This window comes from Sporichthya polymorpha DSM 43042 (assembly GCF_000384115.1).
Classification (GTDB): domain Bacteria; phylum Actinomycetota; class Actinomycetes; order Sporichthyales; family Sporichthyaceae; genus Sporichthya; species Sporichthya polymorpha.
Window position 1 is genome coordinate 4,295,305 of the sequence record NZ_KB913029.1, and the last position, 15,358, is coordinate 4,310,662.

General features: G+C 72.9%; 15 protein-coding genes. 10 read left to right on the top strand and 5 right to left on the bottom strand.

The features are described from left to right. Positions 1-92: 92 nt before the first annotated feature. The 10 genes from rplT (at position 93) to SPOPO_RS0120970 (ending at position 10,701) form a co-directional block, all read left to right on the top strand. The gene (gene rplT, locus SPOPO_RS0120925; RefSeq protein WP_028984975.1) at positions 93-473 is read left to right on the top strand and encodes a 50S ribosomal protein L20; all 381 of its coding nucleotides are present in this window, start codon (positions 93-95) and stop codon (positions 471-473) included. Positions 474-484: 11 nt separating this feature from the next. Continuing rightward, the gene (locus tag SPOPO_RS0120930; RefSeq protein ID WP_028984976.1) at positions 485-1,303 is read left to right on the top strand and encodes a TrmH family RNA methyltransferase; all 819 of its coding nucleotides are present in this window, start codon (positions 485-487) and stop codon (positions 1,301-1,303) included. A 407-nt stretch (positions 1,304-1,710) separates the two neighbouring features. Beyond that, a complete protein-coding gene (locus SPOPO_RS0120935; RefSeq protein ID WP_019877021.1) occupies positions 1,711-2,772 on the top strand; it encodes a sensor histidine kinase in 1,062 nt (353 codons plus the stop codon). A gap of 137 nt (positions 2,773-2,909) precedes the next feature. After that, positions 2,910-4,031, top strand: a complete 1,122-nt coding sequence (pheS, locus tag SPOPO_RS0120940) for a phenylalanine--tRNA ligase subunit alpha (RefSeq protein ID WP_019877022.1) — start codon at positions 2,910-2,912, stop codon at positions 4,029-4,031. After that, positions 4,031-6,544, top strand: coding sequence for a phenylalanine--tRNA ligase subunit beta (gene pheT / locus SPOPO_RS0120945; protein WP_019877023.1), 2,514 nt, complete (start codon positions 4,031-4,033; stop codon positions 6,542-6,544). The genes pheS and pheT overlap by 1 nt, the downstream gene beginning before the upstream one ends. Before the next feature lie 145 nt (positions 6,545-6,689). Beyond that, positions 6,690-7,568, top strand: coding sequence for a L,D-transpeptidase family protein (locus SPOPO_RS0120950; RefSeq protein ID WP_019877024.1), 879 nt, complete (start codon positions 6,690-6,692; stop codon positions 7,566-7,568). Between the two features lie 32 nt (positions 7,569-7,600). Beyond that, positions 7,601-7,969, top strand: a complete 369-nt coding sequence (locus SPOPO_RS0120955; protein ID WP_019877026.1) for a DUF2203 domain-containing protein — start codon at positions 7,601-7,603, stop codon at positions 7,967-7,969. 57 nt (positions 7,970-8,026) lie between these two features. After that, the gene (locus SPOPO_RS0120960) at positions 8,027-9,046 is read left to right on the top strand and encodes a metal ABC transporter substrate-binding protein (RefSeq protein WP_019877028.1); all 1,020 of its coding nucleotides are present in this window, start codon (positions 8,027-8,029) and stop codon (positions 9,044-9,046) included. Further along, on the top strand, positions 9,043-9,813 hold the full coding sequence (locus tag SPOPO_RS30870) for a metal ABC transporter ATP-binding protein (protein WP_019877029.1): 771 nt from the start codon (positions 9,043-9,045) through the stop codon (positions 9,811-9,813). The genes SPOPO_RS0120960 and SPOPO_RS30870 overlap by 4 nt, the downstream gene beginning before the upstream one ends. 12 nt (positions 9,814-9,825) lie before the next feature. Beyond that, complete coding sequence (locus tag SPOPO_RS0120970) at positions 9,826-10,701, top strand: metal ABC transporter permease (RefSeq protein ID WP_019877030.1); 876 nt, start codon at positions 9,826-9,828, stop codon at positions 10,699-10,701. Here the strand turns inward: SPOPO_RS0120970 and SPOPO_RS0120975 are convergent. The 5 genes from SPOPO_RS0120975 to SPOPO_RS0121000 all read right to left on the bottom strand — a co-directional run bounded on the left by SPOPO_RS0120975 (position 10,688) and on the right by SPOPO_RS0121000 (position 15,348). Next, positions 10,688-11,236, bottom strand: a complete 549-nt coding sequence (locus SPOPO_RS0120975) for a DUF1697 domain-containing protein (protein WP_019877031.1) — start codon at positions 11,234-11,236, stop codon at positions 10,688-10,690. The genes SPOPO_RS0120970 and SPOPO_RS0120975 overlap by 14 nt on opposite strands. Next, positions 11,233-12,231, bottom strand: a complete 999-nt coding sequence (locus SPOPO_RS0120980; RefSeq protein ID WP_019877032.1) for an NAD(P)-dependent oxidoreductase — start codon at positions 12,229-12,231, stop codon at positions 11,233-11,235. The genes SPOPO_RS0120975 and SPOPO_RS0120980 overlap by 4 nt, the downstream gene beginning before the upstream one ends. Continuing rightward, complete coding sequence (locus SPOPO_RS0120985) at positions 12,228-13,856, bottom strand: PEP-utilizing enzyme (RefSeq protein ID WP_019877033.1); 1,629 nt, start codon at positions 13,854-13,856, stop codon at positions 12,228-12,230. Before SPOPO_RS0120985 ends, SPOPO_RS0120980 begins: the two co-directional genes overlap by 4 nt. After that, the gene (locus SPOPO_RS33105; RefSeq protein ID WP_028984980.1) at positions 13,853-14,464 is read right to left on the bottom strand and encodes a hypothetical protein; all 612 of its coding nucleotides are present in this window, start codon (positions 14,462-14,464) and stop codon (positions 13,853-13,855) included. Before SPOPO_RS33105 ends, SPOPO_RS0120985 begins: the two co-directional genes overlap by 4 nt. Positions 14,465-14,877: 413 nt before the next feature. Next, on the bottom strand, positions 14,878-15,348 hold the full coding sequence (locus tag SPOPO_RS0121000) for a hypothetical protein (RefSeq protein WP_156870101.1): 471 nt from the start codon (positions 15,346-15,348) through the stop codon (positions 14,878-14,880). Positions 15,349-15,358 lie beyond the last annotated feature (10 nt).

Consider the following 15,358-nt stretch of genomic DNA (forward strand, 5'->3'; position numbering starts at 1 on the left):
TCGGCATCCCCGCGAGACGTACTCGCACCCTCGACCCCACCGGACCGGGACTGCGCCCCGCAGGCAGTCCCTCGCATGAGGAGTAATTCGACGTGGCACGCGTGAAGCGGGCGGTCAACGCCCAGAAGAAGCGTCGCGAGGTTCTCGAGCAGGCCAGCGGTTACCGCGGCCAGCGTTCGCGTCTGTACCGCAAGGCCAAGGAGCAGGTCACCCACTCGCTCGTCTACGCCTACCGGGACCGCAAGAAGCGCAAGGGCGACTTCCGCCAGCTCTGGATCCAGCGGATCAACGCGGCCTCCCGCGCCAACGGCCTGACCTACAACCGCCTCATCCAAGGCCTGAAGCTCGCCGGCGTCGAGGTCGACCGCCGCATGCTCGCCGAGCTCGCCGTCAACGACCCGCCCGCGTTCGCGGCGCTCGTCGAGGTGGCGAAGAACGCCCTGCCCGAGGACCGGAACGCCCCGGCCGCCTGACCGGACGGCCGATCCCGCTGTCCGAGATCACGAACGTCCGTGCGGCGCCCGTCAATGCCGCGCGCCGGCTGGCCAAGCGCAGCTTCCGGAACTCCGACCGACGGTTCCTCGCCGAGGGGCCGCAGGCCGTCCGGGAGGCGCTCGGCCGGCCGGGCAGCGTCGTCGAGCTGTTCGCCACCGCCGAGGCGGGGGAGCGGCATCCCGAGCTGCTGAAGGGCGCCGCCGCGGCCGACCTTCCCATCCACCGGGTCTCCGGCTCGGTGATGGCGTCGATCGCGCAGACCGTCACCCCGCAGGGTCTGGTGGCGGTGTGCCGGTTCCTCGACGTCCCGCTCGCCCTCGACCCGGCGCCCCGGCTCGTGGCCCTGCTGGCCGAGGTCCGCGACCCCGGTAATGCCGGCACCGTGATCCGCGTCGCCGACGCCGCCGGAGCCGACGCCGTCGTCCTGACGCGCAGTTCGGTCGACGTCTACAACCCCAAGTGCGCCCGTGCGTCGGCCGGCAGCGTGTTCCACCTGCCGGTGACGGTCGAGGCGGACCTGCCGGCGACCGTCGAGGCCCTCCGCGCCGCCGGGGTGCAGATCCTCGCCGCCGACGGGGCCGGTCCGGACGACCTCGACACCCTCGACGACGCCGGCGACCTCACCGCCCCGACCGCCTGGCTGTTCGGCAACGAGGCCTGGGGCCTCCCCGCCGAGCTCCGCGCCCTCGCCGACCGCGTCGTCCGCGTCCCGATCCACGGCCGGGCCGAGAGCCTCAACCTCGCCACCGCCGCCGCGGTCTGCCTCTACGCCTCCGCCCGCGCCCACCGTCGCCCCGCCCGCCCCTGACCCGGCACGGTCTCCGCCGCGAGCCCCGCACCAGCTTCACCAGTTCCCCCGCGCACTTCACCGGCCGAGCCCTCCTTCACCGGCCCTGCCGGGCTGGTGAAGGAGGGGCCCAGCTGGTGAAGCCATCCGCGGCCTCTCCGCTCGGCCGGTGAAGATGCCCCCAGGCGCCGAATCCACCCCGCCCGCGCCCGCCGCCGCCCCGCCGCCGACGAGGTGTCCCGCTGCTCATGGATGACCGGGTGGCGATTCGAACCGGGACAAATCGGACAGAAATCGACCGCCCGCTCATGCATGAGCAGAATGCGGTCACAACTGACTGACAGAAACCCGCTCTCCGGGGCAGAACCGAGTTGCGGTAACGCAAAAAGCTCTCGCGACTTTGATCGCTCCGAGATCCTGACGAGGTGATGTTGAGCGCGCCGGGGGACGCACAGGACGGCCGGATCCCGTACGACGACCTCCCGGACGGGGTCGTCGTCGCGGACGACACCGGTGCCGTCGTGATCGTCAACGTCGCCGCCGAGCGCCTTCTGAACCTCCCCGCCGACGAACTGATCGGCAAGGACCTGGGCAGCGTCCTGCCGCTGGTCGACCGGAACAACCGCGACTGGTGGGAGCTCTGCGACCCGTACGGCGGCCTCGCGATCCGCACCGGTCACCCCGAGCGCGCGCTGACGCTGCTCGGCGGCCGCGAGGTGCTCGTCTCCGCCCGGTACCTGCGCGCGAGCCGGCTCGGCCGGGTCGTCCGCGTCGTCGTGACGCTCCGCAGCGGCGCCGCCCGCGAGCGCTGGGACCGCGACCGCGCCGAACTGGTCGCGATGGTCGCCCACGAGCTGCGCAGCCCGCTGACCGGCGTCAAGGGCTTCACCTCGACGCTGCTGAACCGCTGGGACCGGTTCACCGACGCCCAGCGCAAGGAGATGCTCGCGACCGTCGACGCGGACGCGGACAAGCTCGCCCGCCTGATCACCGAACTGCTCGACATCGCCCGGATCGACTCGGGCCGTCTCGAGCTCTACCGCCGGCCGACCGACCTCGCGGCCGCGCTGCGGCGCCACGTCGCGACCCGGGTCGCCGCCGGTGCCGCCCCGCAGGACTTCCGGATCGAGCTGCCCGCGCCGGTGGCCGAGATGTGGGTCGACGCCGACAAGGTCGACCAGGTCATCGGCAACCTGCTCGAGAATGCCCAGCGCCACGGCGACGGCGTCACGACCTTGCGCCTGGAGCCGATCGCCAACGGCGTCGCGATCACCGTCAGCGACCAGGGCCCGGGCGTCCCGACCGAGCTCGTCGGGCAGATCTTCGACCGGTTCTGGCGCGACCGTCGCCACGGCGGCACGGGTCTCGGCCTCTACATCGCCAAGGGTCTGGTCGAGGCGCACGGCGGCACGATCGGCGTCGGCCGCGCCCCCGGCGGCGGCGCCGCGTTCCGCTTCACCCTCCCCGAGTACCTCCCCGAGGGCGCCTGACCTTCCCCGGGATGACGTCCCGTACGGACACGTGTCGGCCCGCACGCGGGCTGACAGGGCACTGCTGCGGGACGTCATCCCGCGGGAGGGCGTTATCGGTTTCAGCGGGCGGGAGGGCGCCGCCTAGACTCCCGCGAGTGTCCGCACCGAACTCCAACTTCGACCCCGTCGAGGTCAGCGCGCTGAAGCCCGAGGCGATCGAGGGCGCGGTGGACGCTGCGCTGGCCGCGATTGCGGCCGCGTCCGACCTCGCCGAACTCAAGCAGGTGCGCCTCGACGTGGCCGGCGACCGGTCGCCGCTCGCGCTCGCGAACCGGGAGATCGGCGCGCTGCCGCCGGCCGCGAAGGCGGAGGCCGGGAAGCGGGTCGGGACGGCGCGGAAGACGGTCGCCGACGCCCTGGCCGCCCGCACCGCGGAGCTCGAGGCCGAGCGCGACGCCCGCGTCCTGGTCACCGAGGCCGTCGACGTGACGCTGCCGACGACGCGCCGCCCACGCGGTGCCCGGCACCCCCTGACGACCACTCAGGAGTACCTGGCGGACGTCTTCGTCTCGATGGGCTACGAGATCGCCGAGGGCCCGGAGATCGAGACCGAGTGGTTCAACTTCGACGCCCTGAACATCGGGCCGGACCACCCCGCGCGCTCGATGATGGACACGTTCTTCGTCGACCCGCCGGAGAACGGCCTCGTGCTGCGCACGCACACGTCGCCGACGCAGATCCGCGCGCTGATGGAGCGCGACCTGCCGGTCTACGTCGTCCACCCGGGCCGGGTGTTCCGCACGGACGAGCTCGACGCGACGCACACCCCGGTGTTCCACCAGATCGAGGGCCTCGCGGTCGACGAGGGCATCACGATGGCCCACCTCAAGGGGACGCTGGACCACCTCGCGTCGACGCTGTTCGGCGCCGGTACGCAGACGCGCTGGCGGCCGTCGTACTTCCCGTTCACCGAGCCGAGCGCGGAGTTCGACCTCCAGTGCTTCGTGTGCCGCGGGCGGTCGGTCAGCCCGGCCGCCGCGGACTACTCCGGCCCGTGCCGGACCTGCCGCTCCGAGGGCTGGATCGAGTGGGGCGGCTGCGGGATGGTCAACCCGCGCGTCCTGGTGGCGTGCGGTGTCGACCCCGACCGCTACAGCGGGTTCGCGTTCGGCATGGGCATCGAACGGACCGTCATGTTCCGCAACAACGCCGAGGACATGAGAGACATGGTGGAGGGTGACGTGCGCTTCAGCCTGCCGTTCGGGGCGGACGTCTGATGCGCGCACCCCTGTCCTGGATCCGCGAGTTCGTCCCCGGCCTGCCCGCTGACGTGACGGGTCGTCAGGTCGCGGAGCGGATCATCGCGGCCGGCCTCGAGGTCGAGACCGTCGACGCCCCCGGCGAGGCCGTCACCGGCCCGTTGGTGGTCGGCCGTGTCCTCTCGATCGTCGAGCTCCAGGAGAAGCTGAAGCTCAAGAAGCCGATCCGGTACTGCCGGGTCGACGTCGGGCCGGAGCACAACGAGACCGAGGGGGACGGCGCGGGTTCGCGCGGCATCGTCTGCGGTGCGCGGAACTTCGCCGAGGGCGACGTGGTCGTCGTCGCACTGCCCGGCGCCGTCCTGCCCGGAGGCTTCTCCATCGCGGCGCGCAAGACCTACGTGCACATCTCCGACGGGATGATCTGCTCCGAGGCCGAGCTCGGCATCGCCGGCGACGCGAGCGGAATCATCGTGCTGCCCGCGAGCACGCCGATCGGCGCGGACGCCAAGGGCGTCCTCGGTCTCGACGACGAGGTGCTCGACATCGCCGTCACCCCGGACCGCGGGTACGCGCTCTCGATCCGCGGCGTCGCCCGCGAGGTTGCGACCGCCTACGACGTCGAGTTCGTCGACCCCGCGGGGCGCGGCGCGATGACGGCCGGCGACGGCTACGAGATCCGCCTCGGGGACCCGGCCTGCGACCGGTTCGCCGCGCTCGCGATCACCGGCGTCGACCCCGAGGCGCCGTCACCGGACTGGCTGCGGCAGCGGTTGCAGCAGTGCGGGATGCGACCGATCTCGCTCGCCGTCGACATCTCGAACTACGTGATGCTCGAGCTCGGGCAGCCCACGCACGCCTACGACCTCGCGAAGCTGCGCGGCCCGATCGTGGTCCGCCGCGCCCGCGCGGGGGAGAAGCTCGAGACCCTCGACGGCGCCACCCGGGACCTCGATCCCGAGGACCTGCTCATCACCGACGACTCCGGCCCGATCGGTCTCGCCGGAGTCATGGGCGGCGCCTCGACGGAGATCTCCGGCACGACCACCGACGTCCTGCTCGAGGCGGCGCACTTCGACCCGGTTGCGATCGCCCGCGCGGCCCGTCGGCACAAGCTGCCGTCGGAGGCCTCCCGGCGCTTCGAGCGCGGGGTCGACCCGGCCCTCGGCCCGGTGGCGGCGCTGCGGTTCGCGCAGCTGCTCGCCGAGCTCGGTGGCGGCACCGCGGCGGCCACCGGCACGGACGCCGGCGGCCTGCCCGCTCCCACGACCATCACCCTTGCGGTCGACCACCCGACCCGCGTCGCCGGCCGGGAGCTCGACCAGGCCACCGTGCTGCGGCGCCTGGCCCAGGTCGGCGCCGAGACGTCCGTCGACGGCACCACGCTCACGGTGACCGCCCCGACCTGGCGGCCGGACCTCACCGACCCGGCCGACGTGGCCGAGGAGGTCCTCCGCCTCGAGGGCTACGACTCGATCCCCGCGGCGCTGCCCGCCGCCCCGGCCGGCCGTGGTCTGACGGTGGCTCAGCAGCAGCGGCGCCGCGTCGGTCGTGCGCTCGCGGGCGCGGGCCTGGTCGAGGTGCTCTGCTACCCGTTCGTCGCGCCCGGGGTGTGGGACCAGCTGGGGCTGGAGGCCGACGACCCGCGCCGCGTAGCGGTGCGTCTCGCGAACCCGCTCTCCGACGCCGAGCCGGACATGCGCACCTCGCTGTTGCCGGGCCTGTTCTCCGCCACCCGGCGCAACCTGGGCCGCGGTTCGGTCGACCTCGCCCTGTACGAGATCGGCCGTGTCTACCTGCCCACCCGCGGCGCACCGCCGGCGCCGCGGCCGCCGGTCACCCGCCGGGCGACGCCGGACGAGCTCGCCGCCATCGAGGCGGCCCTGCCGGCGCAACCGCGGCACCTTGCGGCCGTGCTCACCGGCCTGCGCGAGCCGGCCGGCTGGTGGGGCCCGGGTCGCACCGCCGGCTGGGAGGACGCGATCGAGACCGCGCGCATCGCCGCCGCGGCCGCCGGTGCGGAACTGATCGTTCGGTCGGGCGCGTCGGCGCCGTGGCACCCCGGCCGCTGCGCCGCCCTGGCCGTGCGGACCCCGGGCGGGGAGCACCTCGTGGGCCACGCCGGGGAACTGCACCCGCGCGTCATCGGGGCGCTGGAACTCCCGGCACGCACCGTCGCGATGGAGCTCGACCTCGACGCGCTGCTGGCCGCCGGCGGCGGGGTCGTCGAGGCCCCGGCGATCTCCTCCTTCCCGCTCGCGAGCCAGGACGTCGCGCTCGTCGTCGACGCGGCCGTGCCGGCCGCCGAGGTGGAGGCCGCGCTGCGTTCCGGCGCCGGGGGGCTGTTGGAGTCGATCCGGCTCTTCGACGTCTACACCGGCGAGCGGATCGGCGAGGGCCGCAAGTCGCTCGCGTTCGCCCTGCGCTTCCGGGCCCCGGACCGAACACTCACCGTGGAGGAGGCGACCGCAGCGCGTGACGCCGCCGTCGCCGCGGCGGCGGCGGCGACCGGAGCCGTGCTGCGCGGCTGAGCCGGCCGACCCGCCCAGGACCGCGGAACACGCGCCCGCCGGCTTGCCCGATTCGCGGAAAAGGCCGTCAGGACCCGGTCAAGTGTGAGTCTCGTCGCACGGATCCTGCGCACCTTTCCAAGATTCGCAACGGAACCTGGACGGGATGGACGGACGCCCACCCACCAGGCACGCCGCCCCCCGCCGACGCCGGTTCGGCGCGCGGGCCGGCCGGTTCCTGCTGACCGGGGGAGCGGCGATCGTGTGCGCGCTGGGGGTCACCGGGGCGCTGGACCCGTCCACGCACGTCTCCGAGGCCACCGCGATCACCCCGACGACGTTCGGCGTCCAGCCGGGCCCGCTGAAGGCCGCTGTGGCCAAGGGCGCCCGGGACGCCGCGGCCGCGACCCCGGCCTGGGCGCAGGGCCTCCCGCAGGACACCACGCAGGTCCTGCGGACCGTCCGGACCGACCGCTGGTGCAAGCAGATCTGGTGCGCCCGGACCGAGGCCTGGGAGCGGGTCGACGGCGTCTGGCGCATCGCGACCCGTGGCAGCGGGGAGAACGCGCGCCCGATGGTCGTGCGCTCCCAGATCGGTCAGAACGGTTTCGCCTCGCCCGGCGTGCGGCGCCAGGGCGACATGCGCACGCCCAGCGGCGTCTACGGGGTCGTCACGACGTTCTCCACCACCAAGCACAGCCCGACGGCGATGCCGTGGCGCCGGCGGCTGCCAACGTCGGTGGTCAGCGACGCCCGCGGCAGGACGTACAACACGTGGATCGAGGTCAAGGGCGCTCGCGGCGGTGACCGGCGAATGATGAGCTGGGGCCTCTGGATGGACTGGAACAACCCGCGGCTGGCGGTCGGACAGGGGCTGGCCCCGGTGCCCGGGCGCGGGAGCGGCATCTTCATGCACACCTCGAACGCCGGCGCCCCCTGGGTCCCGACCGCCGGGTGCGTCCAGCTCGGCAACCCCGCGGACATGGAATGGGTCGTCCGCTGGCTCCGGCCCGAGGCGAATCCGCGAATCGTCAACAATCGCTAGGCCCGACGCCACCGAGGTGGCACGCTGCCCTCATGGCGTCGCTGCCCCTCTTCTCGATCACCGAGGCACGTGAGGTCCTCCTCGAGCTCCATCCGACGCTGCAGCGCTTCATCGAGCTCCGCGCCGACGCCGCCGAGCTGGGCGCGTCGATCCGCGGGCACTCGATCGGCGGTGCGATGGAGCTGCGTGATCTGAACGCGCAACTCGAAGGCCTCATGCGCACGGTGCAGGAGACCGGCGTGCAGGTGAAGGGCTGGGCTCCGTTGCTGATGGACTTCCCGGCGGACCTCGACGGCGAGCACGTCCTGCTCTGCTGGTTGGAGGGCGACCTCGGGCTCGCCTGGTACCACCGCCCCGACGCCGGGTTCGCCGGGCGCCGGCCACTGCGCTTCGACGCCTGAGCCCCCCTTGTTGCGACCCCTTCGCAACAACGAGATCCTGGGGATTAAGGTGGCGTCATGCGCCGCCTCCCCGCCCTGCTCGTGTTCACCCTGCTCGTCCTGCCGCTCGCCGCGTGCGGGGACGACGACGCCGACGCCGCCGCTCCGGCCGGGACCGCCGCCGCCGAGCCCGCCCTGCGGATCGTGACCACGGTCGCGCCCATCACCTCGATCGTCGCGGCCGTCGCGGGGGACCGGGCCCGGATCGACGGCCTGGTGCCCGAGGGCACCAACTCGCACACGTTCGAGCCCCCGCCGAGCGCCGCGAGAGTTCTGTCCGAGGCCGACGTCGTCTTCATCAACGGCCTCAAGCTTGAGGAGCCGACCAAGAAGCTGGCCGAGCGGAACCTGGCCGACGACGCCCGGCTGGTCGAGCTCGGCGACGAGGTCCTGCCGGAGTCGGACTGGATCTACGACTTCTCCTTCCCGGAGAAGGAGGGCAAGCCGAACCCGCACCTGTGGACCGACCCCACGTACGCGATCTCCTACGCCGAGGTCGTCCGCGACACCCTCGTCGACGCCGACGCCGAGGGGCGCTCGGTGTACGAGGCGAACTACGCCTCGTTCGAGAAGCAGGCGACGGCCCTGTCCGACGCCCTGAAGGAGGATCAGAAGAGCCTGGACGCGGACGAGCGCGAGCTGCTGACCTACCACGACGCGTACGCCTACTTCGCGAAGACGTACGGCTGGAAGGTCGTCGGCGCGATCCAGCCGAGCGACTTCGCCGACCCGACGCCGAAGGACATCGCCCGCCTCATCGACCAGATTCGCGCCGAGAACGTCAAGGCGATCTTCGGCTCGGAGGTGTTCCCCTCCGACGCGCTCGCCGAGATCGGCAAGGCGACCGGCGTGCACTGGGAGGACACCCTCCGCGACGACGACCTGCCCGGGGCGCCCGGCGAGCCGGAGCACTCCTGGCTCGGTCTGATGCGCAGCAACTACGTCACGATCCTGACTCGGCTCGGCGGCACGGCCGACGCACTTGAGGCGCTCGACACGACGCCGGCAGTGCCCGACACGGCGCACTATCCCCAGTGAGCGCCCTGCTCCGGCTCTCCGACGTCGTCCACTCCTACGGCGACGACCACGTCCTGTGGGGCGTGGACCTGACGGTGGGTCGGGGCGACTTCGTCGGCGTCGTCGGGCCGTCCGGCTCCGGGAAGACGACGTTGCTGAAGATCCTGCTCGGGACGATCCGGCCGCTCGGCGGGGTGGTCGACCGGGCGCCCGACGTGCGGATCGGGTACGTCCCGCAGCTTGAGACCGTCGACTGGAACTTCCCGGTGACGGTGGCGGAGTGCGTGCTCATGGCCCGCCCCGGGCGGGGTCTGCCGTGGCCGACCCGGGCCGAGCGCCGCGACGTGGCGCGGGTCCTCGACCGGCTGGGCATCGGCCATCTGGCGCACCGTCACATCCGGGCTCTCTCGGGGGGCCAGCAGCAGCGGATGTTCCTCGCCCGCGCGCTGCTGCGGGAGCCGGACCTGCTGCTCATGGACGAACCCACCACCGGCGTCGACTTCACGAGCCGCCACGAGGTGCTTCACCTGCTCGGCGACCTCAACGCCGAGGGCACGACGATCCTGCTCACCACGCACGACCTCAACGGCGTGGCCGCGCACCTGCCGTCGCTGGTCGCCCTCAACGGCACGGTGATCGCGGCGGGCTCGCCGGTCGAGGTGATCTCGGGGCCGGTGCTGGAGCGGACGTTCGGTGCTCCGATGGAGGTGCTCCAGCACCTCGGTCTGCCCGTCGTGCTCGACCCGGGGCCGCACCTGGCCGTCGCGCGCGGGCACCGCGCGGGCTGACGGAGGCGCGCGGTGTGGGACCTGTTGGACCCGTACTCCTACGAGTTCTTCGTCAAGGGAGTCGTGGCCGCGACGCTCGCCGGGGCGCTGTGCGGGCTGGTCGGGGTCTTCATCGTTCTGCGGGGGATGAGCTACATCGGCCACGGCCTCTCGCACGCGATCTTCGGCGGCTTCGCGGCGTGCTCGGTGGTCGGGGCGAACTACTACCTCGGCGCCGGGGCGTGGGGTCTCGGGTCGGCGCTCGCGATCAACGCGATCTCCCGGAGCCGGCGGATCGGAGCCGACGCCGCGATCGGTGTCGTCACGACCGCCTCGTTCGCGCTCGGGGTGGCGATGATCTCGATCTGGGGGTCACGGGGCGCGAGCTTCGACGCGGCGCTGTTCGGCAGCATCCTCGGCATCTCGCGGACCGACCTGTGGGTGCTGACTGGCGTCACCGTCCTCACCGTCGCGGTGGTCGTGCTGCGCTACCGCGCTCTGCTGTTCACCACCTTCGACCCCGAGGTCGCGGACGCCAGCGGCGTGAAGGTCGCGCGGACCGACGCCCTGCTGATGCTGGTGCTGTCGCTGTCGATCCTCACGACGCTGAACGTCATCGGCGTGACGCTGGTGGCTGCGACGCTCGTGATCCCCGCCGTCGTGGCACGGATGCTCACGAACTCCTTCACGCACATGCTCGTGCTCTCGACGGTGGTCGGGGCCCTGTGCGGGTTCGTCGGGATGAACCTGAGTTACCACCTCGACGTCCCGTCCGGTACGACGATCGTCCTGACCGGAGCGGCCTTGTTCCTCCTCGTGCTCGCGGCCACCGGTGGCCGCCGGCTCTCCCGGACCGCCCGCAGCGCGCCGGCGCCGGTCCGGCCGGAGGAGACCGTCAGCCTGCCGTGAGCTCGGCGAGCGCGACGACCGTGTTCCAGTTCCGGACCGTCACGACGGCGTCCGGGTCCGACCGGAAGGCCTCGCGGCACACCACCTCGGCGAGCCGGCTGCGGCCGGGCGAACTCGCCACGTAGTGCAGGTAGACGCACCGCTCGCCGAACATCCACTCGTCCGGCGCCCACGTCGCCGGGTCGAGGGCGGCCTTCGGGTCCGGCGCGGCGGAGGCATAGGCCACGTTCAGCAACTTCGGCTCCGCGACCGCCTCGGGCCAGGGGTTGCCCGCGACCACCGCCGCGAGCTCCTTTCCGCTGCGCACGAGGAACTCCGGCGTCCAGGGCAGGTGCGCGGCGATGGCCTCCCGGGCCCGCTCGGCGACCTTGACGGCCGTGGTCCGGCCCGCCGCGGACACGACCGCGTTCCCGCTCTGCAGGTAGGTCGAGACGTCGGAGAACCCCGCGCCCTCGAGCGCGGCGCGCAGGTCGGACATCGGGAAGCGGGTCCGGCCACCGACGTTCACGCCACGGAACAACAGCGCGTACCTCACCGGCGGCGCCGGATTCGCGGGTCCAGGCCGTTGACGACGTCGAGCACCGGTTCGCCGGCGAGGACGCGGCGCAGGTTCGCGACGGACTTCTCGACGATCCGCCCGACGGACTGCCGCGTCGCGCCCGCCGCGTGCGGGGAGAGCAGGATCCGGTCGTGGTGCCGCAGCGGGTCGTCCGCCGGAAGGGGTTCGACGGGGAAGACGTCGAGGGCCGCGCCGCCGAGGTGGCCGGAGTCGAGCGCAGCGATCAGCGCGGCGCTGTCGAGCAGGTTCCCGCGGCCGACGTTGATGACGTACGCGCGGGCGGGCAGCGCGGCGAGCAGGTCGGCGGACATCAGGTGGTGGGTGTCCGGCGTCAGCGGAAGGGCGAGCACGAGGATGTCGCTGCGCGCGCACAGCGGCGCCGGCTCCAGCCAGGTGTACGGGACGTCGCGCGGCGTCCGCGACCAGTAGGCGACCTCGCAGCCGAACGCGGCGAACAGGTCCGCGGCGACCGCGCCGACCGGGCCGAAGCCGAGGATCCCGACGCGCAGGCCGCCGATCTCGCCGTGCCCGCGGCGGACGACGTCCATCTGCGGCCAGCCGCCCGCGCGCACGCCGGCGTCGGCGAACGGAATCGAGCGCGACAGCGCCAGCGCAGCCGCCACCGCCCACTCCGCGACCCCGCGTGCGTTCGCGCCGGCCGCGTTGGCGACCGGTACCCCACGGGCCGTCAGACCGGGCACGTCGAGCACGTCGACCCCGGCGCTCGGCTGCTGCACGAACACGAGGTCGGGGCCCGTGGCCGCGACCGCCGCGCTGTCGAAGTGATGCGCCCCGGCGCTCTGCCACGCGCCGAGCACGATCTCCGCGTCGGCGAGAGCGGCGTGCAGGTCCGCGACCGAGGACGCCGGGAGCAGCGTCAGCTTCGTGCGCTCCGCGAGATCACCGAGCGCGGCGAGGGTTGCGTCGTCCGGCAACGGCAGGAGCGAGAGCAACCGCCAGGGTTCGGTCACACGGATCCTCCGTCACCTCTTGCATCGCCCGCCTGAAGCACCGTCACCGTGCCCGCGGATCCGTCCACCTCGATGAGGTCGCCGTCGGCAATCCGCACCGTGCCGTCACGGGTGCCGATGACGCACGGGATGCCGAGCTCGCGGGCGACGATGGCGCCGTGGCTGATCGGGCCGCCGATGTCGATGACCAGCGCAGCCGAGACGATCAGCACCGCCGCCCAGCTCGGGTCGGTCGTGCGGCAGACCAGGATCTCGCCAGGGGCAGGGCCCTCGTCGACCTCCGGGTCGCGCACGACCCGGGCCACTCCGGCCGCGACGCCGGGCGTGACCGGGATGCCGGTGACGACCACCGGACCTTCCGCCGCGGCCGGCGGCGCGGTCACGGGCTCGGGGGAGCCGAGCCAGAACTCCGGGAGCTCGATCGCCCGGTAGCGCTCGTGCAGCTCCCGGCGGGCGGTGACGAGGTCGGTGACCCCGGCCGGCAGCTGCGGCGCCGCCAGCTCCTCGACGGTCAGGTGGAAGACGTCCTCGGGCGCGGACAGGACGCCCGCCTCGGTGTGCAGCTCACCCAACCGCAGGGCGGCGGCGCGGGCGGCGTCGACGCACTGCAGGAACGCGCCCTTCCCGACGCCGCGCAGCGGGAAGAAGCGCCGCGCGACCTTGAGCACGATGCCCGCCGGGGTGCGGGCCCCCCGCGGGGACGCGGCGAGCAGCTCCCGCTCGGCGGCCTCCCGCTCCGCGGCGCGGGTCGTCTCCAGCGCCCGCGGGCCGGCACTCTCGGCCATGCCCGCGTAGTGTCCGAGCAGCTTCTCCAACGGCGTGGGGTCCAGCCGCCAGACCCGCGCGGCGAGCTCACCCTCGTTGGGGCCGTGGTACCCGTGCCGGGCGAGGAACTCGGACAGCTCGATACGCCCACGCGACACGTCCCAGAGGTCCCCGACGAACGCGGTCTCGGCCATCTCGCCGTACCCGGTGAGGACGGCGATCTCCAGCCCGGGCCGGTCCGCACGCTCGGCCGCGGCTCGCACCTGTTCGTAGACGCCCTGACACAACATCGCGGCCACGATGTGGGGCCGCATGACGCCGGCGAACTTGCGCATCGCGGCGTCCAGGGAGCGCCGGGCCTGATCGGCCGTCATCTCCGGCGCGGCCACGATCGTGTTCCGCCACCAGGGGGCGATGTGCTCGGCGGCCCGCTCCAGTCGTCCGGCGACGCCCCACATCGCCATCGGTGCCTTGGCGGCCACGACGGGATAGCGCTGGTACCGGGGCCGGCTGGAGACCCCGGGGCGCACGGTACCGAACAGCTGAGACTCCATCGCGTCGCCGCTGGTCCCCGGCATGCGGTCGGCAAGGGAGCGGAACGTCTCCAGGTTCGCGGCGGCGCGGCCGTGGAAAATGTCCCAGACGCGGTCGTCGGGGTGCGCCGGGCGCGCGACCTGACTCTCCGTCAGGACACCGAGGTCGGCGAACGCGCCCCGCAGGCCGCGCTCGGTCCGCTCGCCGAACACGCTCCACGTCAGGGTCGTCACGACACCGGGGATCGCCTCGCCGGCGTTGATCGTCGACCAGGCGACGGTGGGCGAGGACCCACCGCAGTGCAGGACGTTCGCCGGCTCGCTCACTCCGTCTCGCCCGCGAGCGCACCGGGTTCGGGACCGGTGTCCTCAACCTCGCCGTTCTTGCGCTGAAACATCTTGCGGACCTTCTGGCCGTTGACGACGGCCTTCTCCGGGTCGACGAGGTAGGTGACGTCCTCGACCAGACGGGCGAGGGAGTCCGAGATCCGCTTCTGGTCGATCCGGCTGCCGGCGACCTCGACCGCGGCGGTGACGCCCTCGGCGATCCGGCCGACGGTCTCGGTGACGACCTCGTCGAACGACTTCTCGTGCTCCGGGCACGGGGGCAGCGTCGACGGGGTCGGCCGCACGAGCTTGTGGCGGGTCTTCCACCGCGGGTCGTGCAGGTACGGCCGGCCCGCGACCTCGTAGCGGCAGACCAGTCCGGCTTCGTCCAGCGCCGCCAGGTCGCGCTCCATCGCCGCCGTCGGGTGCGCGTCCGCGCGCAACGGCCAGAGGAACCCGTTGAGCACGGCGGGGGCGTCCTTCGCCCGTCCCTCGTCGTCCAGCACCGTCGGGAGGTACGCGTAGGTGAACGCCGTCTCCAGGTCGAGCGCCGCGAGTCGCTCGTCCTGCGCGTCGTCCGGGTGGATGCTGCGGGGCTTTTGCGGCATGACGGCAGTATCCCCGACGGGGCCACGTGCCGGCCTGCACCGAGTGCGCAGTTCGGCACTGGTCGACCCCGCGTTCGTGGTGCCGATCTGCGCACTGGGCGCACGTCGGCCCCCGCAGCCGCTCCGATCAGCGGAATCTGTCGTCCCTGCAGCTGGCAAGGATCCGCTTGCCGTTGTGCAGCTTGAAGGTCACGCCGACGCCCATGCCTGGGCCCAAATTCGGCATGTCGAACGAGTGCCGGTCGTTGACGACAACGTTGGTCCGCACCCTCTCCGAGCCGCGGGCGGTAGGGATACACCCGAACCGACCTGACCCCAGTCGGCCCGCGTGGAACGAACGGGCATGGCCGATCGCGCGGACGGCGGACGCACCGTCATGCGCGCCGTGGAACGGTGCCGCGCCCGCGGTGGCTCTAGCGACGTGGCCTGGTGATGATGATCCCGCCTGCGACCTCGCAGTCGTCGCACGGCGGGTACTTGCCGAGTGTGCAATCCAGAACGATCGCCTTCCCGTTCCAAAGGGTGTACCTCGCGCCGAACTCCACGATGTCCCGGCTCTTGGCGTAAAAGGTCGGCGGCAGGTCGCGCCACTTGGTGAAGATGATCTTCTCGGAGTGATGGTTCACGGAGTAAGTCGAGCCCTGGACGCGCCTGATTCGGTTGTTGTCGAAGTTGCCTGACCCGCTCGGGTGCGTGATCCGAATGCGGACCCGCTTGCCGTTGTCATCCATGAGGGCGCGCAGCTTCACGCCGTGGCGCTCGGTCAGGCACGTCTTCAGTCGCTCGGAATGGTCCCGGGCATCGACGGGGGAGGCGAGGACGGCGGTCGGCAGCAGCAGTGCGGCGCTGGCAGCAAGAGCAACGTTTCGGCGCATGGTGGGCACCTCCTGAGCG

What these genes read in the sequence shown, in the direction of transcription:
- SPOPO_RS0120935 (WP_019877021.1), top strand. Translation starts at nt 1,711, where the DNA reads ATGTTGAGCGCGCCGGGGGACGCACAGGACGGCCGGATCCCGTACGAC.
- pheT (WP_019877023.1), top strand. Translation starts at nt 4,031, where the DNA reads ATGCGCGCACCCCTGTCCTGGATCCGCGAGTTCGTCCCCGGCCTGCCC.
- SPOPO_RS0120950 (WP_019877024.1), top strand. Translation starts at nt 6,690, where the DNA reads ATGGACGGACGCCCACCCACCAGGCACGCCGCCCCCCGCCGACGCCGG.
- SPOPO_RS0120955 (WP_019877026.1), top strand. Translation starts at nt 7,601, where the DNA reads ATGGCGTCGCTGCCCCTCTTCTCGATCACCGAGGCACGTGAGGTCCTC.
- SPOPO_RS0120960 (WP_019877028.1), top strand. Translation starts at nt 8,027, where the DNA reads ATGCGCCGCCTCCCCGCCCTGCTCGTGTTCACCCTGCTCGTCCTGCCG.
- SPOPO_RS33105 (WP_028984980.1), bottom strand. Translation starts at nt 14,464, where the DNA reads ATGCCGCAAAAGCCCCGCAGCATCCACCCGGACGACGCGCAGGACGAG.